The organism is Marinilactibacillus piezotolerans, from assembly GCF_900169305.1.
Lineage (GTDB): Bacteria > Bacillota > Bacilli > Lactobacillales > Carnobacteriaceae_A > Marinilactibacillus > Marinilactibacillus piezotolerans_A.
The window spans coordinates 1033031-1056134 of the sequence record NZ_FWDP01000004.1; the positions used below are offsets into that span (position 1 = coordinate 1033031).

Annotated in this window: 22 protein-coding genes and 1 riboswitch; of the genes, 2 read left to right on the plus strand and 20 right to left on the minus strand. The window is 38.3% G+C overall.

Going from position 1 to position 23104, the window contains the following annotated elements; all coding sequences use genetic code 11:
• Positions 1–42 precede the first annotated feature (42 nt).
• From B6F02_RS08680 to sufC, 11 genes are all read right to left on the minus strand, one after another.
• Positions 43–618, minus strand: a complete 576-nt coding sequence (locus B6F02_RS08680; protein ID WP_080146959.1) for a GNAT family N-acetyltransferase — start codon at positions 616–618, stop codon at positions 43–45.
• Between the two features lie 127 nt (positions 619–745).
• Complete coding sequence (locus B6F02_RS08685; RefSeq protein ID WP_080146960.1) at positions 746–2473, minus strand: metallophosphoesterase family protein; 1728 nt, start codon at positions 2471–2473, stop codon at positions 746–748.
• Between the two features lie 223 nt (positions 2474–2696).
• On the minus strand, positions 2697–3140 hold the full coding sequence (locus B6F02_RS08690; RefSeq protein WP_143745265.1) for a hypothetical protein: 444 nt from the start codon (positions 3138–3140) through the stop codon (positions 2697–2699).
• A 388-nt stretch (positions 3141–3528) separates the two neighbouring features.
• Complete coding sequence (locus B6F02_RS08695; protein ID WP_080146962.1) at positions 3529–4647, minus strand: hypothetical protein; 1119 nt, start codon at positions 4645–4647, stop codon at positions 3529–3531.
• Between the two features lie 162 nt (positions 4648–4809).
• Positions 4810–4971 (minus strand): hypothetical protein, encoded by a 162-nt coding sequence (locus B6F02_RS11020; protein ID WP_179128560.1) that lies wholly within the window; start codon positions 4969–4971, stop codon positions 4810–4812.
• Positions 4972–5241: 270 nt separating this feature from the next.
• Entirely contained in the window at positions 5242–6720 is a 1479-nt protein-coding gene (locus B6F02_RS08700; RefSeq protein WP_080146963.1) for an NERD domain-containing protein, read from the minus strand.
• A gap of 526 nt (positions 6721–7246) precedes the next feature.
• The gene (gene sufB, locus B6F02_RS08705; protein ID WP_306293723.1) at positions 7247–8638 is read right to left on the minus strand and encodes a Fe-S cluster assembly protein SufB; all 1392 of its coding nucleotides are present in this window, start codon (positions 8636–8638) and stop codon (positions 7247–7249) included.
• Between the two features lie 59 nt (positions 8639–8697).
• Positions 8698–9174 (minus strand): Fe-S cluster assembly sulfur transfer protein SufU, encoded by a 477-nt coding sequence (gene sufU, locus B6F02_RS08710; RefSeq protein WP_080146965.1) that lies wholly within the window; start codon positions 9172–9174, stop codon positions 8698–8700.
• Positions 9161–10399, minus strand: a complete 1239-nt coding sequence (locus B6F02_RS08715; protein WP_080146966.1) for a cysteine desulfurase — start codon at positions 10397–10399, stop codon at positions 9161–9163. The genes sufU and B6F02_RS08715 overlap by 14 nt, the downstream gene beginning before the upstream one ends.
• Positions 10396–11694, minus strand: coding sequence for a Fe-S cluster assembly protein SufD (gene sufD / locus B6F02_RS08720; protein ID WP_080146967.1), 1299 nt, complete (start codon positions 11692–11694; stop codon positions 10396–10398). Before sufD ends, B6F02_RS08715 begins: the two co-directional genes overlap by 4 nt.
• A gap of 18 nt (positions 11695–11712) precedes the next feature.
• Entirely contained in the window at positions 11713–12489 is a 777-nt protein-coding gene (gene sufC / locus B6F02_RS08725; RefSeq protein WP_080146968.1) for a Fe-S cluster assembly ATPase SufC, read from the minus strand.
• Positions 12490–12756: 267 nt separating this feature from the next.
• A riboswitch (Fluoride riboswitch) is annotated at positions 12757–12828 on the plus strand.
• A gap of 92 nt (positions 12829–12920) precedes the next feature.
• Here sufC and B6F02_RS08730 point away from each other — a divergent pair.
• Entirely contained in the window at positions 12921–14099 is a 1179-nt protein-coding gene (locus tag B6F02_RS08730; RefSeq protein ID WP_080146969.1) for a cation:proton antiporter, read from the plus strand.
• A gap of 111 nt (positions 14100–14210) precedes the next feature.
• The gene (locus B6F02_RS08735) at positions 14211–14951 is read left to right on the plus strand and encodes a gamma-glutamyl-gamma-aminobutyrate hydrolase family protein (protein ID WP_080146970.1); all 741 of its coding nucleotides are present in this window, start codon (positions 14211–14213) and stop codon (positions 14949–14951) included.
• A 55-nt stretch (positions 14952–15006) separates the two neighbouring features.
• Here the strand turns inward: B6F02_RS08735 and B6F02_RS08740 are convergent, their stop codons facing one another.
• From B6F02_RS08740 to B6F02_RS08780, 9 genes are all read right to left on the minus strand, one after another.
• Positions 15007–15786: a GNAT family N-acetyltransferase gene (locus B6F02_RS08740; protein WP_080146971.1), complete on the minus strand. Its 780-nt coding sequence runs from the start codon at positions 15784–15786 to the stop codon at positions 15007–15009.
• Between the two features lie 56 nt (positions 15787–15842).
• A complete protein-coding gene (locus tag B6F02_RS08745; RefSeq protein ID WP_080146972.1) occupies positions 15843–16508 on the minus strand; it encodes an alpha/beta fold hydrolase in 666 nt (221 codons plus the stop codon).
• A 116-nt stretch (positions 16509–16624) separates the two neighbouring features.
• Positions 16625–17302 carry a phosphate signaling complex protein PhoU gene (phoU, locus tag B6F02_RS08750; RefSeq protein WP_080146973.1) on the minus strand — a complete coding sequence of 226 codons (678 nt, stop codon included), beginning with the start codon at positions 17300–17302 and terminating at the stop codon, positions 16625–16627.
• Positions 17303–17349: 47 nt separating this feature from the next.
• Positions 17350–18093 (minus strand): phosphate ABC transporter ATP-binding protein PstB, encoded by a 744-nt coding sequence (gene pstB / locus B6F02_RS08755; protein WP_179128588.1) that lies wholly within the window; start codon positions 18091–18093, stop codon positions 17350–17352.
• A gap of 22 nt (positions 18094–18115) precedes the next feature.
• Complete coding sequence (pstA, locus tag B6F02_RS08760) at positions 18116–18931, minus strand: phosphate ABC transporter permease PstA (RefSeq protein ID WP_080146975.1); 816 nt, start codon at positions 18929–18931, stop codon at positions 18116–18118.
• 2 nt (positions 18932–18933) lie between these two features.
• The gene (gene pstC, locus B6F02_RS08765) at positions 18934–19800 is read right to left on the minus strand and encodes a phosphate ABC transporter permease subunit PstC (RefSeq protein WP_080146976.1); all 867 of its coding nucleotides are present in this window, start codon (positions 19798–19800) and stop codon (positions 18934–18936) included.
• Positions 19801–20071: 271 nt separating this feature from the next.
• Positions 20072–20956 (minus strand): substrate-binding domain-containing protein, encoded by an 885-nt coding sequence (locus B6F02_RS08770; RefSeq protein ID WP_080146977.1) that lies wholly within the window; start codon positions 20954–20956, stop codon positions 20072–20074.
• A gap of 270 nt (positions 20957–21226) precedes the next feature.
• The gene (locus B6F02_RS08775; protein ID WP_256864676.1) at positions 21227–22648 is read right to left on the minus strand and encodes an SLC13 family permease; all 1422 of its coding nucleotides are present in this window, start codon (positions 22646–22648) and stop codon (positions 21227–21229) included.
• Positions 22649–22817: 169 nt separating this feature from the next.
• Positions 22818–22997: a 2-hydroxymuconate tautomerase gene (locus tag B6F02_RS08780; RefSeq protein WP_080146978.1), complete on the minus strand. Its 180-nt coding sequence runs from the start codon at positions 22995–22997 to the stop codon at positions 22818–22820.
• Positions 22998–23104: the final 107 nt, after the last annotated feature.

Here is a 23104-nt window from a genome sequence, read left to right on the forward strand (position 1 = left end):
TTTATAAAATCCCTAACCTCATTACCTATAAAATTTTATGCTTCAAAAAAATTTTCTATTATTTTCAGAAAAATAATCATCTTTTAAAATTTCATAAGTAATGACATCACATATGCCTGTATTATTAATTGCTACTTGCCTTCTCAAACCAGTATATCTAAACCCAGACTTGACTAATACTGAGCCCGAACTCTCATTTCTTGGATCAATATGAGCTTCTATACGATTAGCAGCAACTTGAGAAAACAAGAAATCTACCACCACTTGAACTGCTTCAGTTGTTAACCCTTGATTCCAATAATCCTTCCCAATACAATAACCAATTTCTAAAGACTCTACGTGAGGATTGATTGAAACGACACTAATACTACCAATTGGAATTTTGTTCTCCTTTAAAGCAATGCACCATCTATATGTTTCTGGTTCTTTGTATTGAGATATCCAGTGATTCAAAATAGAACTGGTTTCCTGAGTATCATTATGGGTAGGCCAAGTTAAAAATTTCGTCACCAGCTCATCATTTGCCCAATTTTGAAACATCATACTCGTATCTTCCGGCTCAAATTTTCTTAAAATTAATCGATTTGATTTTAAAAATTCCGTTCCTTTATGGTTCATGGTTTCCTCCTGTGTCTCAAGTTTTTAAATATTAAATATAGAAACACGGTTACCTAACTTGTTTATGATATAGTTCACGGTATCAGATGTTACCGGGGTTAAAATCATAAAACTTAAAATTTTTTATTTACTTGATTATTTTGTTTGATTGCTTAGAACTTATCAGATCCATTAATTCAAATCCTGTGTTCATGTTAGAGTAAATCGAACATACTACAAAGAGGTCTTTGTCTGCAAATTTCACAATTTTACTTCTTCCAGCCGATGCTGGTATGTGATGATGGCCATGTATAACTCCAATTACGTTATATTCCTTAAATAGTTTTTCAATTTTAGGTTCAGAACAATTGTATTCACTATTATAAGCATTGCTTTCCATGGAGAGCATATTTAATTCATTAAATAGAGGTGCATGTGAAAGAATTACCGTCGGAATTTCATTGTCGTTATTTAGTAATTTCTTTAAGGTTTTGAGAATAAATTTTTGTTGCTCATACTTTCTCTTAACTAAAGCCACTGGTACTGTGATCCCAATATATCGGATTCCTTCATGAATTATATGACTATTATGTAATACTTTTAATCGTGGGAATCGTTGCTCAAGTTCATATTTAACTACTTCATAGAATTTATGATTGCCTACTGGCAACATGTACCAAGATTCATCTGGATTTTCTAATAGCTGTTTAAACCATTTTCTTTTAAGAAATGGTTTCCATTTTTTCTCTTGAAATTCTTTTCTACTTCTCGGCAATACATCCACTAATTCATGATTTCCCATAACGTAGATACCTTCAATATCCCCATCAGCTACTTGAGAATCTGAAATATCTCCTACCAATATATTGAAATTTCTATTGATGAATGGGAGCTTTCCGTCATTTGAGTGGACATCAGAAACAACATTTAATAAATTTTTATTCTCTGTAGAAAGAACATTCTCAAAATATTTTTCTGTTTCTTTAGGATGAACACTATGTGGAACATAATTTTTTCTGAGGACAGAGATTTCTTTTCCAAATTTTGATCTTAAAATAGGTTTTGCTTTTACGGCCTGGGATTGTTTCGCAATAATAATTGAATTTTCTACACTAATATCTATTTCTTGAGATATTAGTCTAAGCGCTGGCTCAATATCTGATGTATAGGTCAAAAATCCATCTCTTTTTCTACTATTTGAAAAGGATCTCTCTGACTGATTCGTTTCTAATATTTCAACTCTTTTTCCATCAGTTTTTACAGGTAATGAATTGGTGAGTTGAACGACAAAATTAAGGTATTCAAAAATATACTCAGATATTCCAGTATTTATATTCTCACTAAATAAGAATTTACCTGCAATATTTGCAGAAATTGGTCCAGTTTCGTCATGCTGCAGAAGTCGTCCAAGAATTTGAATCTCAAATAATGGATTCTGAAATATGGCATTATAGGCTTTTTCAATTTCCTTATTATTTTTATTCATCCGTTTATTAGTTACTTGAAACATACTCAATTTAATATATTGTTCCAAATTACCTTTATGCATTTCAATATAGTTACGTACCTCTTCCGGATGGAGTAAATATTGAATAGCCGCACGTTGGATGTAGTTTCTACCTGTATCATATGGAATAGCTGAATAGACAATGTCTCCTAGGGATGATACAGCTAATTCTTTAGTCTTCATATTATATTTTAATTCAAAATAGTCGTTTTTAAATAAAGTTTTATTAACAGGTCGTCGGATATTCTCTGGGTAAAGTTCAAATTGTGCAATAAGTTCTGACGGTAGTTCCTTGTCATCTTTTATTGATGTAAAAGGAATCTGACTTTCAGCGATAATTAAAGAATCTTTTGGCTTATTAAATTTCATTAATTCGTCCCATCCTTTAGGTATTCATCCAGAGTTGACTATTTTTTTGACTGATTTGCTTTTAATACTATTCTTTATATTACTTATAACCTAGGATTATTAATTCTTTACTAATCAATCTCAATAGTAATAAATTTATTAATAATTTCTCTTTATTACGTTCAACACTCGTCAACAAGGCATAATTTATTATTAATTTTTATATCATTTATTTAAAAATAGATTATTTATCTATATCGTTAATTGAAAAATAGATAGGTTCATAGTGAGCTCTTCCTGTATGATTTTCAACATAAATATAATATTTTTTCTTTTTAAATTTTAAATAACACTTTTTCCACGTTCGATTAAATTCTTCTTCTTCAATTATAATTGTAAATTCTTGGCCAGAGTCAAAAGTATCCGAATAGCTATCATCCTCTCCTCCGATAGACTCAATACTCATAAATGGCTCATGCCACTTTCTATTTTTAAAAGGAGTAATACCTTCAGAAACAATTCGCGTTGAAATTGTCCCCAAGTTTTTAATTTCAATAATGTGATGCCAATCCTGTCCTGACTTTTCATCTGTTATTACAGTATAAATATATAAGTTAGGTTTTCTATCATACTTAGCAAGCCATAGCGAAACAACAACTGCTCCAAATGTTCCTATTGCAGTTAACATTTCCCAAAAGTTTCCTAAATCCACTTTTATAGTAATAAAAAACTCTCCTTTTATTTTTTATTATATAAAGCCATAATAAACTCAGAAGTAAAACTTTAACATTAACTAACTACCAACGGTCTTATTTTTCAACGAAAGTTATTATTTTTATTTTTGAAGTATTAATTTCTTTAAACTAGCAATACTTCCTCTAAAAAATTTAAACTTGTAACTTAAAGATAGACTTATCTACTTATGGTACAGTTCTCCGTAGTATATCAAAATGAGGTTTTTGAATGAGATTCTACCTTAAAAATCAATAGCACTAGAAATTTAGTTAATATCCTAAAAAAGCTCATAAATCTCTGTATCCTATATTAAATTATTCATTAAACTAGTTATAATAATTCTATAATTTAAACAGATTAAATTCAAAATGCATTCCATTTATTATTAAAGCCATTTCATTAAAAGGACTTAAAAACGAAGTATAGCTTTCAATCATAGAGTTTTTTTGGTGTTCATTCAGGGCTTCAATGCTACTAGGACGAAAATACAAATCTTCTGTACAATTGAATATTGTATAACTTAAGTAATCCAACAGTTCTTCTTCAGTAGAATCTCTTAACTGCGCAAAAAGCACTTTATAATTGTTATCTATATATTTATTGTACGAAATTACAATATTAGTTTTTCCCTCTACAGGGAATACATTTATAAACACACCTGGAATTACAATATCTTCATCTAGATTATAAATATCATGTAGTGTATTGTTTCTCATGTCCTTAGATATAGTAAAATATGAGGAAACCGCGAAATTAATTTCGTAATTCAGTACATAAACAAAACTTTCTATCGTTGAAAAATTTTGATTATTAAAATTATTTTTCAGTAACTCACATTCCAATTCATCATCTTTCATGTCTAGCTGTGCAGTACGATACATTATAATAGCTTGAGGATCAAGTAGTGAACTTGGATATTTTTTAAAAGCATTTCTAAGGATACTCATCTTTCTGATTACCTTATGATATGCTACAAAAAATGCTCTATATGCTAATAAAAAGTTTTGTTGCTCAGTATTTTCGTATGTATTTTGCTCAATTGGTTTAAATATCTCTGTATCATGATAGTCACAAAAACCAAAAAATGTGCTAGCTTTATTTTTGCTAATTTTATTAAATTTGGGTTTTACACTACTATTTATTACTGATGCTTCTATATTGTATACATGTCCTTCTTCGCTGATTCTATTTAAAATTCTGTTGTTTTGGATAGAGTGGGCTGACTTTATATTTCCTTTACAGTCATCATTTTCCGCGAAACAAATTTTAAAATCGGTCTCTCGCCAATTTGTCTTCAGCAGATTTTGCAGCCTACTGTCATTAAATGTGCGGTATGTATTCTCTTCTCTTAAAAACTGTTTAGCCTTTTTAAAACAACAAAATTTAAACTTCTTGTCAGATCCACAAGGGCAACTTTCATATGGGTTTAAACTAATATTTCTATCAATGATTTTCAACATGCTCACCTCCATCAATATTATATCCGTTTCGATTTTTTGAAGTAATATGATTATCAATAAATTAAAATCCAAAACTACTCTTTATTTCTTTTTGCTACACGTTTTCTTGTATTATGCTATGCAGCTTCCTTTATTTGTTTATCGAAATCATTATTAGGATTTTTAAATTCTTCTTTTAAAAAACTTAATGTTATTTTTTATAGCAGAATTTTGTTCTATAATTTTGGTACTCTCTACTTTAGCTTTTAATTTTTCTTTAGTTATTTCTAAATCCTTTTCTTTTGTTTGAATTTCTTTCCAAAATTCTAATTCCTTAAATTCCATTTCATGTTCATGGTTGTATTTTATGCAAGTTTTCTAATGCATTATGTTTTTCTTTCTTTTTTGATTTACTCGTTAGGATATAACTAACATAAGGGGCTGCAATTGCCTCCCTATTATTCCCAAAATGCCAACAATAATTGTGTCACTCATTTTTAGATTCAAATCCCTTCTTAGTAGCTTCTGTTTCGATTATCTATTGAATGTTTTAAAAAATGTTTATAGGTATTAGTCAACTTTAATGCGTATTTGCCCGTACTACTAAAATATCCGTTACTCATTGAAATCAAACATTAAGTCACGCAAAACGCCCTTATAATTTGCTTCAACTAATTTATATTCTTCAGATTCTACGTTTATCAAGGCATTTAAAAGTAAAGCGTATAGCTGGTTGACTCTTGTTAAAGATTCATCTGAGTTTAATTCAATTTTATCTTTATATTTTAACAGGGTATCAAAATGTGGATTATATAAAATTGAAGTCATTATAGTTAATTCACTATCTGGTAAAAATCCGAGCAGTTTTGACCTTAACTTGATGTACTCATCTAACTTTTGAGTTCTTGAGTTATCGCTTATTACAGATTCTCTTAATTCATCTACAATTATCATTAAGTCTCCAATTGGTAAGGATAGTATATTAGAATTTTCAAGTTTATTAGCAAAACCAACAGGTAACTCAAAGCATACATTTAATAATAATATCTCCTTATCTTCACCAAAATGTAAAGGTTTTCCTTGGTGCATGAAATTACCATTTTCAACTATATACTTTTTACCTTTATTTAGTTGTTTTGCAGCTTTTAATATTATCGAATCTAAATTTCTCTTTGTTGTACTTGTATTACCTTCGAGTCTGTAATCGTTATATAAAAGTCCACTTTTACATTCAACTAATATAATTTTTGTATCAGTTTCAACGAGTAAATCGATTTCTCCATACTTGTACGTAAGATTTTTATAAATTGAAGATTCCGGTAAGGAAAAATCAAATATATAATAAGTAAGCTCTTCTAAAAACTCACCCTTATGTGCTTTGTATTTTTCATTCTCAGCCAACAAATAGTGAAAATTAGATATTAAGTGATTTCTATTAAAATAATAATTAGTGAAAAATTTATCTGTCTTTTCTATTTTTATAAATGGCTTTTGTTGTATCTGCTTTATGAATGAATTTTTTGTACTTAAATCCAATTCTGACTCTTCAATTGAAAAATAATCAATATATTTTTCAATCATTTTCAAAGTAATTTCACGGTTTTCCATTTCATAATTTTTCATAATTTTTTTAACTTCTGCAATATTAAATAAAGTAGATTTATTTTGGGCTAAGAAAATGTACATTATCATAAATATAGACTCATCAAACCCATAATTTTCAATCAAGGTTGGCGAAAACTTATCAAATAGCATGTGGAATAAATAAACAAGATGAATATCCGTTAGACTACCATTATATAGACTATATTCAGTAGAAGGAGCTTTCGATTCTACTAGCCTAACAATAGATAATTTATCAGAAATAGTAGTTAACACTTTGAAGTCTAGTATTTTCGTACCTCTCGAATATTTAAAAATTAGGTAAACAATATCCATAATATCATTTTCATCAATTGCTACATATGAGCCTGATGAACTGATGTTATTTTCCTTTCTAAGCATTGAAACTAGAATTGATAAACTATTTGTTTTTTCCCAAGATGATATTTCTGAAATAATATTTGTTTTTAAAGGTTCAATTATTTCATCCAATTCTATTCCCCCTTAATTTTGATTAATTTCTCGTAGTAAAATTCACCCCATCTTAATTATTTAAAGTTATCTTTACATACCCTAGCCTATTTAATTTTTGTGCAAATTAACCGGAATTGGTATCCAAAATTTTACTTAGACACAAATTTTTTAGTTCCTCTGCTTCAACTAAGTTTCCTTTATAAAATAATTTAACTTCATGGTCTAATTACTCTATTGAAAGCGTTGTTCAAATTTTTCTTTACACTTCATCCTTACTTTAAAAAGCCTCACCATTTATGATACATCTCAAAAATATCTACTTCTAAACCTCATTTTAATCTTTCTCGTCTACGTTAATTTTATCACTTTTTTATAATCCGATTCTATGTATATTCGAATTAATTATAACTTTTTCTTTAAATTAAAAATCCCCATATCAATTATAGGGTTAGTTAATTGATTAGCAATTACTTTTATAAATTCACATATATATAAGAGCTTGAAACACACTCTATTAAGGTTTCAAGCTCTTACTTATATTTTTTTACCCCACTGACCCTTCCATCTCATAACTGATCAATCGGTTCAATTCAACTGCATATTCCATTGGAAGTTCTTTCGTGAAGGGTTCTACGAATCCCATGACGATCATTTCTGTGGCGGTTTCTTCGTCTAGACCGCGGCTCATGAGGTAGTAGAGTTGTTCTTCTGATATTTTAGATACTTTTGCTTCGTGTTCTAATGCGACGTTTGAGTTGTGGATTTCGTTGAACGGGATGGTGTCGGATTTCGACTTGTCATCCATGATGATCGTATCACACTCGATGTGTGAGATTGATCCGCCGGAATTTTTTCCGAAGGTCACTTGTCCGCGGTAGTTCACTTCTCCGCCGTCTTTAGCGATGGATTTAGAGACGATCGAGCTGGATGTGTTCGGTGCGTTGTGGATCATTTTTGCGCCGGTATCCTGCACTTGTCCTTCACCTGCCATGGCGATAGACATAGTCGTTCCGCGTGCGCCGCGTCCGTTTAAGTGGATGCTTGGGTATTTCATGGTGGTTTTTGCACCCAGGTTTCCATCGATCCATTCAACGGTTGCGCCTTCTGCGGCTGTGGCACGTTTCGTCACCAGATTATAGACATTGTCAGACCAGTTCTGGATCGTCGTATAACGGCAGTAGGCATCTTTTTTAACGATGATTTCTACAACTGCGGCATGCAGCGAGCTTTCAGAGAATGTTGGTGCAGTACACCCTTCTACATAATGCACACTGGCGCCTTCGTCTACTACGATCAGTGTCCGTTCAAATTGGCCCATTGCTTCATCATTAATACGGAAGTACATCTGAAGCGGCACGTCACAGCGTACGCCTTTTGGTACATAGATGAACGTTCCACCTGACCAGACGGCTGAGTTCAATGCTGCCAGTTTGTTATCGGTTGGCGGTACGACGGTTCCAAAGTGTTCTTTGAAGATTTCCGGATACTCTTTTAACGCAGTATCAGTGTCGGTGAAGACGATCCCCAGTTTTTCATATTCTTCTTTCATATTGTGGTAAACCACTTCTGATTCATACTGTGCCCCTGAACCTGCCAAGAATTGACGCTCGGCTTCCGGAACGCCTAGACGATCAAAAGTTTCTTTGATTTTTTCCGGTACGTCATCCCAGCTGCGCTCTGGTCTTTCGCTGGACTTACGGTAATACGTAATATTATCAAAATCAACTTCTGAAAGATCTGCGCCCCATTCTGGCATTGGACGTTTCAGAAAGTGGTCATAAGATTTCAAACGGTAATCCAGCATCCATTGCGGTTCTTCTTTGCGTTTTGAAATGTCTCGGATGATCTCTTCTGTCAGTCCTTTACCTGTATCGTAAATCGACTCGACATCATCGTGGAACCCGTATTGGTATTCGCTTTTTTCTGGTACATTCACCATGATTGCGTTCCCCTCTCGTGATTAGTTGTTCTTCTCTAAGTGTTGACTCGTCAGGTTTATTCAGTAATGTCTTCGTGCTTCATTTGCCCTTCCAGACCCGTTCCTTGGCTCGCCAATGCTTTCTCCAAGGCTTTCCAGGATAAGGTCGCACATTTGATGCGTGCCGGGAATTTGGATACACCTGACAACATCATCGCGTCTCCTAATTCCATTTCATGCTCTGCATTGTTTCCTTGAACAACTTGCGAGAAATCTTCCGACAGCTTCAAGGCTTCGTCAACCGGCTTTCCGATAATCGCATCCGTCATCATGCTGGCACTGGCCATAGAAATCGTACAGCCGCTGCCGTCGAATCGCACATCTTTTACGATATCGTCTTGAACATTCAGCTGGATTTGAATGACGTCTCCGCAGGTCGGATTTCTCAGCTCGATCTGTGTGGTCGTTTCATCCAGTACGCCGCGTCTTCTGGGTGACTGAGAATGGTCCAGAATGACGGCTCGATATAATTGATCTAGTTTAGTTAAGGCCATTTAAGAAAAACTCCTTCGTGGCTATCAGCGCTTCAACAAATTTATCTGCATCGGCTTTCGTGTTGTATAAATAAAAACTCGCTCTGGCGGTTGCCGGCTGGTTCAAGTATGTCATCAGCGGTTGTGCACAGTGATGACCAGCTCTGACAGCGACGCCTTCCATATCCATCGCGGTTGCGACGTCATGAGGATGCACTCCGTCGATATTAAAGGCGATCACGCCGGTTCTAAGTGAAGCGTCTTTAGGTCCGAAAATCGTCAGTCCATCAATGGCTTCCAGTTTCGGCATGATATACTCTACGATCTCTTTTTCATGCTTCAGGATCGTCTCCATACCGATTCGACTCAAATAATGGATCGCTGCGGCTAATCCGATTGCGCCGGCAATATTCGGTGTTCCGGCTTCGAATTTCCAAGGCAGTTCTTTCCAGGTACTGTCGTGTTCTTCTACAAAATCGATCATTTCACCGCCGAATTCGATCGGTTCCATTTGTTCGAGTAAGGCACGTTTCCCATATAATACACCAATTCCAGTCGGTCCCAGCATCTTATGCCCGCTGAAGGCATAGAAATCAGCATCCAGTGTTTGTACATCCACCGGCATATGCGGCGTTGCCTGCGCACCATCGACAACCAGATAGCCGTTTTTCTCATGGACCCAGTCTGCAATCTGCTTGATCGGATTGACGACACCCAGCACATTTGAAACATGGGCTAAAGAGACGATTTTCGTTTTGTCGGTGATTTTATTGCGGGCATCTTCCAAATCCAGCTGTCCGTCTTCTGTCAGCTCAATATAGACGAGTTTCGCGTTCTTTTTCTTGACTAACTGCTGCCATGGAATGATATTGGAGTGATGTTCCATATAAGAGATCAGGATCTCATCACCTGGTTCAATCACCATTTCCCCGAAGCTTCTGGCTACCCAGTTCAGGGAAGTCGTTGTGCCTCGAGTGAATAAGACTTCTGCCGTTTCACCAGCATGGATAAATTCCCGCACGACTTCTCGTGAACCTTCATATTGGCTGGTCGCCCGTTCCGCCAGTGTATGCACCCCGCGGTGAACATTGGCGTTGGAGGTATGGTAATACGTCTCCAGCGCCTGCAGTACCGCCGCCGGTTTCTGAGTTGTAGCGGCATTGTCCAGATAGACTAACGGTTCATCATTGACGACTTGATTTAAAATGGCAAAATCGTGTTTCAACTGTTCGAATGGAACGGTCATCTGCTGGTCAGCTTCCTTTCGATTGTGTCGACCAATTCATCTCGGATGGCTTTCAGTGGAATCGCTGAGATCACGGATCCCAGGAATCCGCGGATAACAAGTCTTTCTGCTTCGCTCTTGGCGATTCCGCGACTCATCAGATAGTACATTTCTTCCGGGTCGACTCGACCTACAGAAGCGGCGTGTCCCGCTGTGACTTCGTTTTCATCAATCAACAAGATCGGGTTTGCATCTCCGCGCGCTTTATCCGAAAGCATCAAGACACGGGATTCTTGCTGGGCATCTGATCCTTTTGCTCCTTTGACGATATGTCCGATACCGTTGAAAGTCAGTGTCGCACGGTCCAGGATAACCCCATGCTGGAAAATATTTCCAATCGTATGGTTTCCGTAGCTGACAACATTTGAGTCGATGACTTGGGTCTGTCTGCCGCTGCTGATGCCGACAGCTTTCAAGTCTGAACTTGAGCCGTCTCCGATCAGATTCGTATCCAAATCGGCGATCGTATTGCCGTTATTCATGACGCCGATCGCCCAGTCGATGGACGCATCGCGGAAAGTATGACCAGCACGATTGAAGTACGTTGTGGTATTTTCACCCAGTTGATCTACCGCTGAGAATTTGATCTGTGCCCCTTGTTTTGCGACGACTTCGACTAGAATATTCGCTGCGTTTTTCTCTTGTCCGGCAGTCAGGAATTTTTCTACATAGTTGAAGCTTGAATTCACGTCGGCATAGATCAGAACGTGTTTGATGAAGCTGTCTTCAACTAAACTGTTTTGAATAAAAATCGCTTCTAATGGTTCTTCAACGACTACATTCTTAGGCACATATAAGAATAGCCCCGAGTTCATAAACGCTGCATGGAAAGCGGTGATTTTATTTTTACCGGCTTTCACGGCATGCTGCATATAAGCTTCTTTGACTAAGTCCGGATGGTCTTTTAAAGCGGTCTTGATATCTGTAAAAATGACGCCTTTTTCTTTTAAGGATTCAGGCAGTGTCTCGATTACCGATTCATTTCCTGCTTGAATGACACGTGCAGCATCTGCTTTGTCTTCTACGAATTGAGTGATATCAATGGCTTTTTGAGCAGGTGCCCCAGTCAAATTGGGTACTTGCCAAAGCGGCCAGCGGTTGTAACGCAGACGTTCGATCACAGGAAGGTCTAGTTCTTCGATCTGATTCAGAGATTCCAATCGCAACTGAGTCATCCATTCCGGCTCACCTAGTCCTTTTGAGAAGGCTGTAAGGGCATCTGCATAGTCTACATAGTGCTTTTCTTTTGTTACCATATGATTGGCCTCCTCTTTTTATTCGTGTTCTTCCGCGTTGTACTCGATACCCAGTTCTTCCATTAAACCTTTATAGCCTTCAGCTTCCAGTTGGTGCGCTAGCTCTGCGCCACCGGTTTTCACGACACGTCCATCCATCATGATGTGTACGACATCTGGTGTGATGTAGTTCAAGAGTCTTTGGTAATGGGTAATGATCAATGAACCAAAGTTGTCGCCGCGCATTTCATTCACGCCTTTGGAAACGACTTGCAAGGCATCGATATCTAGACCTGAATCGATTTCATCTAAGATCGCAAAAGTCGGTTCGATCATCAGTAATTGCAGGATCTCATTGCGTTTTTTCTCTCCGCCTGAGAATCCTTCATTTAGATAACGTTCTGCCATTTCTTCCGGCATATCTAATAGCGCCATTTTTTCATCCAGTTTTTTGATAAAGTCCATAACACCGATCTTATCGCCTTCTTCCCGGCGGGAGTTGATTGCTGCCCGCATAAATTCTGCGTTTGTGATTCCAGCGATCTCGCTAGGATATTGAACCGCTAAAAACAGTCCAGCTCGCGCGCGTTCGTCAACTTCCAGTTCAAGAACGTTTTCTCCGTCCAGCAACACTTCTCCTTCAGTGACTTCATAGCTCGGGTGTCCCATGATGGCAGCTGAAAGCGTAGATTTCCCTGTTCCGTTGGGTCCCATGATGGCATGGATTTCACCTGTCTGCATTTTCAAGTTGACGCCTTTTAAAATTTCTTTGTCTTCAATGGATACATGTAAATTCTTGATTTCTAATACTGCCATTATGTACCTTCCTTTTCTTTGTCAGATTTTTTGAGGTATTGTCTTGTTATACAAGCGGTTTCCGCTTTGCGTATACTCTTACATTTTAGTCTAATCAATAGACCATATCAAGAACAATGACTAGGCATAAAATGCTTGAATCGTTAAAAAGACGATTACATCAAGGTTTCCAGTTTATAAAAATGATTATTTAGTAACGAGTACAAATTATTCGGCACTAAAAAATTCAATACTGCAGCGTCAAAGACCAGATTTTGTGCTATACTATACTCAAATGGGAATGAGGTTCTCCCAAGGCGATGCCTAAACTGCTGAAAAGCTGATGACTTCTGTGATGACACTGTTCATCCCGGAGTCTCGGCTTTTTTTGATGCTTTGTTTATGGATGGTCTGTCATCTTAAATCATTTTACCGTGAGAGGATTGAAAGAGATGTTAACGAGTTTGGCTTTGATTTTTTTAGTGGGGTTGTTATTGAGCGGGGCTTTCAAGAAGTTGGCACTGCCAGGACTGATCGGGATGATTATTGCGGGTATGCTGCTGGGACCGAATGGACTGGATTGGCTGGATCCTTCGCTGCTTTCCATTTCTTCCAGTTTGAGAGAAATGGCATTGGTCATTATTTTAACTCGTGCAGGATTGTCTTTAAACGTAGAAGAACTGAAAAAAATCGGTTTGCCGGCGATTTTAATGAGTTTTGTGCCGGCAATCTTAGAGATTTCAGCGATCACCGTGTTGGCGCCGCTGTTCTTTGATCTTTCTTATATCGAGTCTGCATTGATGGGGACAGTAGTGGCGGCCGTTTCGCCAGCCGTTATCGTGCCATTGATGTTGAAGATCAAAGCTCAAGGATATGGTCAGAAAAGAGGCATTCCCCAACTAGTCTTAGCCGGTGCTTCCCTGGATGATATTTTTGTGATCGTCTTGTTTTATGCTTTCTTGTCTCTTGCTTCGGGCGGAGCGGTAACGGCCAGTCATTTTTTCACGATTCCTGTTTCGATTATTTTGGGCATCCTCGTGGGAATCATTGTCGGCTGGTTGCTCGGTCAGTGTTTTAAACTCATAAAAATGAACCAGATTGTGCAAGTACTCATCGTGATCAGTGTTTCGTTTTTATTGCTGGCATTAGAGGACAGTTTGGAAGGATTCATCCCTGTATCGGGACTATTGAGTATCATGAGTCTTGGAATTGTTCTGCATCAGTTCTTTCCTGCTGTCGCCGGTAATCTTTCTCCTGTTTACAGCAAGCTCTGGATTGGCGCTGAAATTTTGCTTTTTGTCTTGGTCGGAACAACGGTCAACTTGTCCTATGCTGCAGCTGCCGGCGTATCAGCCGTTTTACTGATTCTATTCGCGTTAGTCTTCAGAATCACAGGCGTTTATCTCAGCCTGATCCCTTCGTCGTTGACCCGTAAGGAAAAGGGATTTACCATGATGGCTTATACACCGAAAGCGACGGTACAAGCGGCTATCGGCAGCATTCCGTTGTCGATGGGCTTATCCAGCGGTTCGCTGATCGTAACGGTAGCGGTTCTCTCTATTCTGATTACTGCACCTTTTGGGTCTATTCTGATTGAACAGTCCTATAAAAAACTGCTGCAGCGAGATTGACGTTTATGGATAAAACCAGAATTAAAGTGATGCTCACTTTCAGATCCGTTTGTCAAAGGATTCTTCTATAAGCTATACTATAACTAAATGGGTGTAATGGAGGATGAAAGAATGAAACCAGTTATTGGAATTCCCGGAAATGTATTAACAAATTTTAGTCCGCAATATGAGAGCCTGCCCATCACCTACACGCCGCATGGATTTGTAGATGGCTTACAAGCTGCCGGCGCTTTGCCTGTCGTCTTCCCGATTTCAAACGAAGAAAATGCCAGACAATATGTTAAGAGTGTTGATGCGATTGTATTGGCTGGCGGCCAAGACGTTTCACCGCTGATTTACGGAGAAGAGCCGCATTTGAAGCTGCAAGCCACAAGTCTGGAACGAGACCGTTTTGAAATGGCGGTCATCAAAGAAGCTTGGGCTGAAAACAAGCCTGTTTTGGCAATCTGCCGCGGTCTGCAGATTTTCAATGTCGCTTTTGGCGGAACGCTGTATCAAGATGTCTCGCTTTATCCTGAAATTGGCGTGCAGCATGTGCAAGCTTCAACGCCGGAGACGGCTGCGCATTCTGTTACGATCGAAGCCGATTCCTGGCTGGGCGGACTTTATGGAAAACAGGCACATGTCAATTCCTATCACCATCAGGCAATCAAGCAACTGGCTGACGTTTTGCGTCCTGTTGCCTGGTCAAAAGATGGTCTAATCGAAGGATTTGAAAGCAATGATGACCAGCACATGACCATCGGTGTACAATGGCATCCTGAGTTGATGATCAAGCAGAATCAAGCGGCTCAAGGATTATTCGATGCTTATGTACAAACCGTCATTGATTGGAAAAATCAATCGTCATAAAAGTCAAACTAATTCAAAGCAGCCGAGATTGAATCGTCCCGGCTGCTGTTTTATTTTATCCTTTTTTACGGGTCGTAACATAATACGTATCGTACGGTTCTTTCAAAATATAGCCCAAATGCTGTGCCAGTTTTACAGAACCGATATTATCGGCATCCCAGTTTGGATACAGCTGGCGGTCTAAGCAGTCCAGTATCAAAGCGGCTGAAGCAACTGCAGCTAGCCCTTTTCTTCTATAATCTGAATGCGTCCCGACTTCTATTTCGATCCCTTCATCATAAACACTGAAGCTGGAAGCCCCGCTGACAACTTTATCTTCGTGAATGACTGCATAGCCGATTCCTCTATTTAAAAAGTCTTTCGCAGATTCAAAGTTTCCGGTAAAGTCTTCTGATAGAGCATGCAACGAGGGCATTTCAATGACCGTCTCATCGAGTTTACGGACAGTATAATCTGACGGCAATTGATTGACCAGGTTTTGCAGGTGCTGGCGGTCAAAAGCATCTGAACTGTTTTCAAATCGGTATCTTGAGTATTTTTCAAAAGCTTCTGCGTGAACCGTTTCGATTAGTTGTTGCCATTCTTCTGATTCCGTAGTGATGAGAACATCTTCTGGTATGTTGCGCAGCAAAGCTTCCACTGCTGGTGTATTCGGATCTCCTGCGAAGAAGGTAAAGATACTGACGGTAATCTGAGCTGCAGTGGGATGATGTAGATCATCGACCCATGCTTCCCCCATATGTCCTTCCAGATAGCTGCGGATCAATGTATCTTCAAAGGCTTCGAAAAACGGCTTGACCAGTTGGCGCTGATTTTCAGGTACTTTTGTAATCATAAGGTTTCCTTCTCTCTTTTAATAATGAAATTCCAAAAAACTGATAATAGATGAGGTTAACGAAGGATAAAGTCACTGACTGTTTCAGCCAGCATGTCGTTATCTATGATATAAGAACTATGATCTTCATTTTCCAAAATCATCAGTTCCGCGTTCGGGATCTTTTTCTCAATCGTTCTGTACATTGAACGGTAAAACAAATCATGTTCTCCGGCGATAACGAGTGTCGGCACTTGAATATTTCTCAAGCTCTCCGGATCAATATTCGGCTCATTCAACATCATATAATAAGCTGGATCTTTTGTTTCTAAGTATTTCTTCTCTAAGTATCTTAAAGGTTTCTGTTTCCAGTCTTTAGGTGAAAGATTGGGACTCAAACTGATCAGTTTCGATAAATAAGTTTCTTGTCTGATTCCAAGAATTAAAGCCATAATTCCCCCATCACTGAAACCAAGAATAGTGACGTCTGTCAGTCCTAATTGTTCAATAAACTGATGGATATCTTCTGAAAGATCCTCATAGTTATACGGTGCAGACGACTTTGAACTTTGCCCGTGGTCGCGGCTATCTACCGCATATATTGTAAACCGCTCTTTCAACTGCTCTGCTAGTACATCAAAAATATGATGGTCTTCCCCATTCCCATGCAAAAGAATCAAATTGGGTCCCTTACCAGATACTTCGTAGTGTAATGTCGTTTGGTCGTTTATATTCAGTTTCATTTAGCACACCGTCCTTTCTAAGCTGCCTCGTTCAGTATAACCCAGTCTGACTATAAACGGTACAAAAAAAGTGCCTTCTCCATTGAAAGAGAAAGCACTTTGTCTATAAGATCTGTTTATAAGTTTTCGTAAGTGTGATGTGTGTTCAATTCTTGGATTTCTCCAGTATCGAAATAGACGATCCACTCAGAAATGTTGGTAATATAGTCTCCGATTCGTTCAATATACGTGCTGACCATGATGTAGTCAGTCGCTCCTAGAACCAATTCTGGATCTTTTTTCATTTCAGCAATTGAAGCTTCTTTGATATCATGTACCAAACTGTCTACTAGATAATCATATTTTGCAATTTCCAGCGCTCTTTCTTTGTCATATTCAACGTAAGCGGACAAAATATCTTCGCCCATTTTTTTGATTTTTTCACCAGCGTCAGAAATCATGCCTTCGACCGTTGCGTTTCGCTTGTTTCCTTTTACGCGAATCGTTGACTTCGCAATACTCACTGCATGATCGCCCATACGCTCCAAGTCGGCAGAAGCTTTCATAACGGTGATGATTTTTCTCAAGTCCGTTGTTACTGGTTGTTGTAATGCAATCAGTTCGATACAAGATTGTTCAAGGTCATGTTCGTACTGGTTGATTTCTTTATCTTCGTCAATAACACCTTTGGCCAATTCTTTATCGTGCTTGACAAAGGCTTTAATGGATTTATAGATTGCTTCGTTAACCATGCAGCCCATTTGATAGAATTTGCGGTGTAACTGTTCTAATTCTTCATCATACGCTCTTCTCATTTTTATACCCCTTCTATTAAAATTCTATTAAAAGATAATGGTTATTCTTATCCGAATCGTCCAGAAATGTAGTTTTCTGTTTCTTCTTGATCCGGGTTTGTAAAGATTTTACGTGTGTCCCCTGTTTCGATGATATGGCCATTCAAGAAGAAAGCTGTTTTATCAGAAACACGAGAAGCTTGTTGCATGTTATGCGTTACCATGACTATAGTATACTCATTTTTCAGATCAGATACCAATTCTTCGATTTTTGCTGTTGAGATTGGATCCAAGGCACTTGTCGGTTCATCCATTAAAAGAACTTCGGGTTCTACTGCCAATGCACGAGCGATACAGATTCTTTGTTGTTGTCCACCTGAGATAGACAATGCGTTACGATCTAAGTGATCTTTTACTTCATCCCAGATTGCAGCTTGTTTCAGTGAACGTTCAACGATTTCATCTAAGGTCTTTTTGTCTTTGATTCCATGTGTACGCGGTCCGTAAGCAATGTTGTCATAAATTGATTTAGGAAATGGATTAGGTTGTTGGAAAACCATTCCGACTCTTTTACGTAATTTATTGACATCCATTTTGTTCGAATAGATATTCTTACCGTCCAGTTCAATGGTTCCTTCAATACGACAAGTTTCAATCAAATCATTCATACGATTCAATGATTTAATAAAGGTAGATTTACCACAACCAGAGGGTCCGATAAATGCTGTGATTTGTTTCTCAGGAATCTCAAGATCTAATCCATGAAGTGCCTGGAAATCTCCGTACCATAATTTTAAATCTTTGATGTTCATTTTAGGACTTTGTGTAGCCAATTTATTTTCCTCCTTTAGATAGACGCGAACTTACTAAGGTCGATAATCCGTTCAAGACTAATACGAATAACAGTAAGACGACCGCTGTAGCATTTGCCTGGTCAACGTGGAATCCTTCATTAGACAAGACGTACATATGCAGAGAAAGTGTTCGTCCTGAACTGAATAAGTTAACAGGGATATTTGATGCAGATCCTAGTGTGTATAGCAAAGCTGCCGTTTCTCCAATAACACGGCCTGTTGCTAAAATGACACCAGACAGGATTCCCGGCATAGCTACAGGAAGCACAACGGTAAAGATCGTTCTTAGTTTACCGGCACCTAGCGCATAACTCGCTTCTCTGATTGGACGTCCAGTTGAAACCAGCGCCTCTTCTGTTGCACGAATAATCAAAGGCAGGGACATGATCACAGAAGTTAAAACTCCAGCAATCAATGAAAGACCAAAACTTAAAAATGTAACGAAGAACAAAAATCCGAATAAACCATACACAATAGAAGGAACAGCAGCTAATGTATCTGTCGCCATACTAATTGCTTTAATCATTGGATTTTTTCTGTTCGCATATTCCACAAGGTAAAATCCAGTAAATACACCGATTGGAGTTGTAATCAGTAAGGTTCCGCCTACTACAAATAAGGTGGTAACAATCGCAGGCATCATTGAAACATTTTCTGAGTTGTAATCCCATGAGAACAGGTCAGGTGTTAGATATAATACTCCATTGACTAGAATGTAAAAAATAACATATCCCAGCATACCGAACGTAATGGCGGCAGCTAAATAAACAAGACCACGGATGATTTTTGCGCTCATAATTAGCTCGCCTCCTTGTTTTTAAAGTAAAGAAAGATGGAATTGATCAATAAAATAAATCCGAATAGAACAACGGCTGTAGCAATCAATGCTTCTCTATGTTGTCCAGTTGCATATGCCATTTCGATAACGATGTTTGTTGTCAGTGTTCGAACCCCAGAAAGCAGATTATCTGGAATAATTGCTTGATTCCCTGCAATGAGTACTACGGCCATCGTTTCACCGATCGCTCTTCCAATCCCTAAGATGACACTAGAGAAAATTCCTGATTTAGCGGCAGGAAGCAAGACTCTGAATACACTTCTTTCGTGCGTTGCTCCTAATGCAACGCTACCAGTGTAATAAGTCTTAGGGATAGCACGTAATGCAGATTCTGATAAGCCGATTACAGTGGGCAGGATCATAATCCCCAGTAAGACAGATGCAGTTAAGACACTGTATCCATTTCCGCCAATATTTTCACGAATAAATGGGGTGAATACTCTCAAAGCGAAAAATCCGTAAACGATAGAAGGGATAGCTGCCATCAAGTTCGTAGCAGGTTTTAATACTTTATACAAAATCGGGGGGCAAAATTCAGCCATGAATACAGCTGTTAATATACCGATCGGTACACCAACGATTGCAGCACCCAATGTGACATAAATCGATCCAATGATCATAGGGAAAATACCATAAAGCGGTACATTATTTGTGGGTGCCCAGTCCATACCGAAAATAAAGTCAAAAAAACCATATTCGGCTATAAAAGGAACGCCGTTAGCAAAAATAAACAAAATAATGAGCAAAAGTGCAATGATAGAGAAACAAGCAGAGAGAAAGAAAACGCCTTTCATAGCCGCTTCTTTAGTGTTCTTCAAATTTAACATCCTTTCCAAGAAAACGATAAGTTGAGTAATTTACAATATTCATAATAATCCATATGACTTCAGATGTCTATGCTCGAACTTACCTGACTGCCATCACTAAACACACAAAAAAGGTATGGAACCGATTGTTTCAAATCGGCTCCACCCCTTTGATACTAACTTAAAGGTATTTAGTTATACTTTATACGAAATTGATCAAGATCTATTATAAGGGGAGACTTACTCTTTGTCGATCTTATAGTGTATCATTTCATTAAATTATCATTTAGAATTACTCAGTAACTTCATCCCAAGTAGTGATCTCACCAGTAAAGATTTTTTGTACTTGATCAAGAGTCAACCCTTCAAGAGGATTTTCGTTGTTGACAACAACTGCAATACCATCAAGAGCAATTGCTTCATGTGTTAGTGTAGAAGCTTCGTCTTCAGAAAGTTCACGAGAAGCCATTCCGATATCAGCAGTTGCATCTTGTGCAGCAGTTACACCAGCACTTGATCCAGTAGCAGAGATTTCAAATGTTACATCAGGATAGATTTCGTTGAATGCTTCAGAAATTGCAGTCGCAACGGGTTCTACTGAAGTAGATCCTGCAAGACTGATTGTTCCTTCGATTCCTTCTTGCTCTTCATAAGCAGCAGCATCAGGTTCTACAGGAATGTACCCTTGTTCTTCAACGATTGCTTGACCTTCAGCACTGAAGATGAAGTCCCAGAATGCTTGAGCTTGAGTAGAAAGATCTTCTCCGTATGCCATGTTGAATGGACGAGCGATTGGATAAGAACCATCAGCAACTGTTTCGTTAGTTGGTTCAGTTCCATCAACTGGAACACCTTTAACTGAGTCATTCAATGAACCTAAAGAGATGTATCCAATTCCATTAGAATCTCCAGATACAGCACTGATAACCCCTTGAGTACCATTTTGGATAACTGCACTTTTTGCTGTCATGTCGTCGCCGCCTTCTGGCTGAACACCAGTAATCTCGTTGAATGCACCACGAGTACCTGAAGCAGTATCACGAGCAATAACAGTAATTGTATCTGAAGTATCAAAATCACCAGATGAAGTTCCTTCTGATCCTCCATCGCCACAAGCTGCCAGAAGTGCAGTTGCGCTTAGTGCCATAATCCATTTTGATGCGTACTTAAGTTTCATTTGAAATCTCCTTCTAAATTGTGATGTGATAGACAGTCGATCTTGTCCTCGATTCCTATACTACAAGTCGAATGTTGATTCATTACTAGATTTATGTTGAGAAAATGTAAATTTGTGTAAATTTTATGTAAATTCACACGCTGAATCCAGCTTTATAGCCATTCATTTAGACAAAAAACACTGACTTTACTACTTCACTTAATAATATCATTACAAACAAAAACTATTTTTGAAAGCTATTATAAATGTCCAGCTGCCGTAGAAGTTGCTTTAAAAATTGAGCAGTACAGGCTGCAGGAAGTAAACAGCTAAGACGATGACAACGATACTGACCATATTCATCCAGAATCCGGCTTTTACCATATCTTCGATTATCAATTCATTTGTACTGAAGACGGCTGCATTGGGCGGTGTGGAGATCGGCAGCATAAACGCACAAGAAGATGCTAAGGCAACAACTGCCATGATCCCATAAGGCTCTACTCCAATCCCCGCTGCCAGCCCGACACTGATCGGCATCAGCATGTTGGAAACTGCGGTGTTGGACATGATTTCTGTCATGAAAAGAATCGTCGCTGTCAGAATGATTAGTATCCATAAATAATTGAATTGATTCAAGTTAGCTAAAACATCTCCGAACCAGAGGGTTAATCCTGAAGATTCGAAAGCTGCAGCAAGTGATAGTCCCCCGCCGAATAATAGAAGCAGCCCCCAAGACAAGCGCTTCATATCGATCCAGTCCAACAGTCTTCCGCCCTTTGAGCTGGGGATTAAGAACAATAAGACGGCGCCGGTAATAGAGATCGTCGTATCAGACAATTCGAACGGCAGAAACCCGCCAAAAATCCATAATAGTCCGATAAAGGCAAACACAATGGCGACCATTTTTTCTTCGATAGACATCGGTCCTAATTCTCTTAGTTGTGTTTTAGCAAAATCTGCTGAAATTCTTCCTTCTTGTTTCACTTTGAATTTGATTTTTGTAATGTAGAAATAAAGTACGATCATTAAAATAATCGTTACAACGATACCAAACAAGAACCAGTCTGAAAACGTCACGTTCTGGTTCAGCATACTAGAAGCAATGGCGACAAATGCAGCATTAGGAACGGATCCTACAATCGTTGCCAATCCGCCGATCGAAGCAGAATACGCAACCATCAGCAGCAGTCCTTTAGAAAAATTATCCATTGATTGCTGATCAAAGAAGTTTTTATCTTTGATCTCAGTGATCAGCGCAATGGCGATCGGCAACATCATTAAGGCAGTAGCTGCATTAGAGATCCACATCGATAGAAAAGCCGTAGCCAAGCCGACACCTAAAATAATTCGGTTACTGCTGGTCCCTAAGACGGAAATAATCGACATCGCAATTCGTCTGTGTAAATTCCACTTTTCAATGGCAATTGCAATGGTAAATCCACCCATGTACATAAAGACGATTGGGTTTCCGTAAGCCATTGTCGCAGTGGCTTGATCTGTTCCACCCGTCAAAGGCAGCAGAACGATCGGCAGCAGCGAAGTCGCCGGGATCGGCATTGCTTCGGTGATCCACCACGTTGCAACCCATAGCGTTACGCCAAGCACCGCTCTAGGCGATGGATCCAGTCCCGTCAGCTGGGGCAGAAAATAAACTAAGGCAAAAAACAACGGACCTAGCAGGAACCCGATTCTTTTGATTCCAAATCTCACAATTCATCATTCCTTTATTTTTTTCATTTACAGCAATAGACATAATAAAATAGCGCATGTGCAGAGGCTGCTCTGAGATGCACTATTTTAGCGTTGAATTTGATGCTGATGTAAACAATCAGTCATTTGATGAAAGTACAGCATTCAAACGATCTGGATAAATAGTCAATTATCCTTGATATTCACCTTTTGTGGCAATATTTGACTTTTCAATATCGTTAATGATAACGGTAATCGCATCCTTGCTGGCACCTGTATGAGTTTCAACAGCTTTAACGATATCTTCTACCAAACCTTTTTTCTGTTCATTTGTACGACCTTTGATCATATCGACATGTACAATCGGCATTATAGTCACTCCTTCACACGTAGTACATTCCATCATAGCATATTTTGCCTTTTAAAATGTTCCTACCAAAAAAAAGAAAGTATTTCAGCGAAATACTTTCTTAAAGA

Excerpts from the sequence above, each read along its gene's own strand:
- B6F02_RS08680 (WP_080146959.1), bottom strand. The coding sequence starts at position 618 with ATGAACCATAAAGGAACGGAATTTTTAAAATCAAATCGATTAATTTTA.
- B6F02_RS08685 (WP_080146960.1), bottom strand. The coding sequence starts at position 2,473 with ATGAAATTTAATAAGCCAAAAGATTCTTTAATTATCGCTGAAAGTCAG.
- B6F02_RS08690 (WP_143745265.1), bottom strand. The coding sequence starts at position 3,140 with ATGTTAACTGCAATAGGAACATTTGGAGCAGTTGTTGTTTCGCTATGG.
- B6F02_RS08695 (WP_080146962.1), bottom strand. The coding sequence starts at position 4,647 with ATGTTGAAAATCATTGATAGAAATATTAGTTTAAACCCATATGAAAGT.
- B6F02_RS11020 (WP_179128560.1), bottom strand. The coding sequence starts at position 4,971 with ATGGAATTTAAGGAATTAGAATTTTGGAAAGAAATTCAAACAAAAGAA.
- sufU (WP_080146965.1), bottom strand. The coding sequence starts at position 9,174 with ATGGCCTTAACTAAACTAGATCAATTATATCGAGCCGTCATTCTGGAC.
- B6F02_RS08715 (WP_080146966.1), bottom strand. The coding sequence starts at position 10,399 with ATGACCGTTCCATTCGAACAGTTGAAACACGATTTTGCCATTTTAAAT.
- sufD (WP_080146967.1), bottom strand. The coding sequence starts at position 11,694 with ATGGTAACAAAAGAAAAGCACTATGTAGACTATGCAGATGCCCTTACA.
- sufC (WP_080146968.1), bottom strand. The coding sequence starts at position 12,489 with ATGGCAGTATTAGAAATCAAGAATTTACATGTATCCATTGAAGACAAA.
- B6F02_RS08730 (WP_080146969.1), top strand. The coding sequence starts at position 12,921 with ATGTTAACGAGTTTGGCTTTGATTTTTTTAGTGGGGTTGTTATTGAGC.
- B6F02_RS08735 (WP_080146970.1), top strand. The coding sequence starts at position 14,211 with ATGAAACCAGTTATTGGAATTCCCGGAAATGTATTAACAAATTTTAGT.
- B6F02_RS08740 (WP_080146971.1), bottom strand. The coding sequence starts at position 15,786 with ATGATTACAAAAGTACCTGAAAATCAGCGCCAACTGGTCAAGCCGTTT.
- B6F02_RS08745 (WP_080146972.1), bottom strand. The coding sequence starts at position 16,508 with ATGAAACTGAATATAAACGACCAAACGACATTACACTACGAAGTATCT.
- phoU (WP_080146973.1), bottom strand. The coding sequence starts at position 17,302 with ATGAGAAGAGCGTATGATGAAGAATTAGAACAGTTACACCGCAAATTC.
- pstB (WP_179128588.1), bottom strand. The coding sequence starts at position 18,093 with ATGAACATCAAAGATTTAAAATTATGGTACGGAGATTTCCAGGCACTT.
- pstA (WP_080146975.1), bottom strand. The coding sequence starts at position 18,931 with ATGAGCGCAAAAATCATCCGTGGTCTTGTTTATTTAGCTGCCGCCATT.
- pstC (WP_080146976.1), bottom strand. The coding sequence starts at position 19,800 with ATGTTAAATTTGAAGAACACTAAAGAAGCGGCTATGAAAGGCGTTTTC.
- B6F02_RS08770 (WP_080146977.1), bottom strand. The coding sequence starts at position 20,956 with ATGAAACTTAAGTACGCATCAAAATGGATTATGGCACTAAGCGCAACT.
- B6F02_RS08780 (WP_080146978.1), bottom strand. The coding sequence starts at position 22,997 with ATGCCGATTGTACATGTCGATATGATCAAAGGTCGTACAAATGAACAG.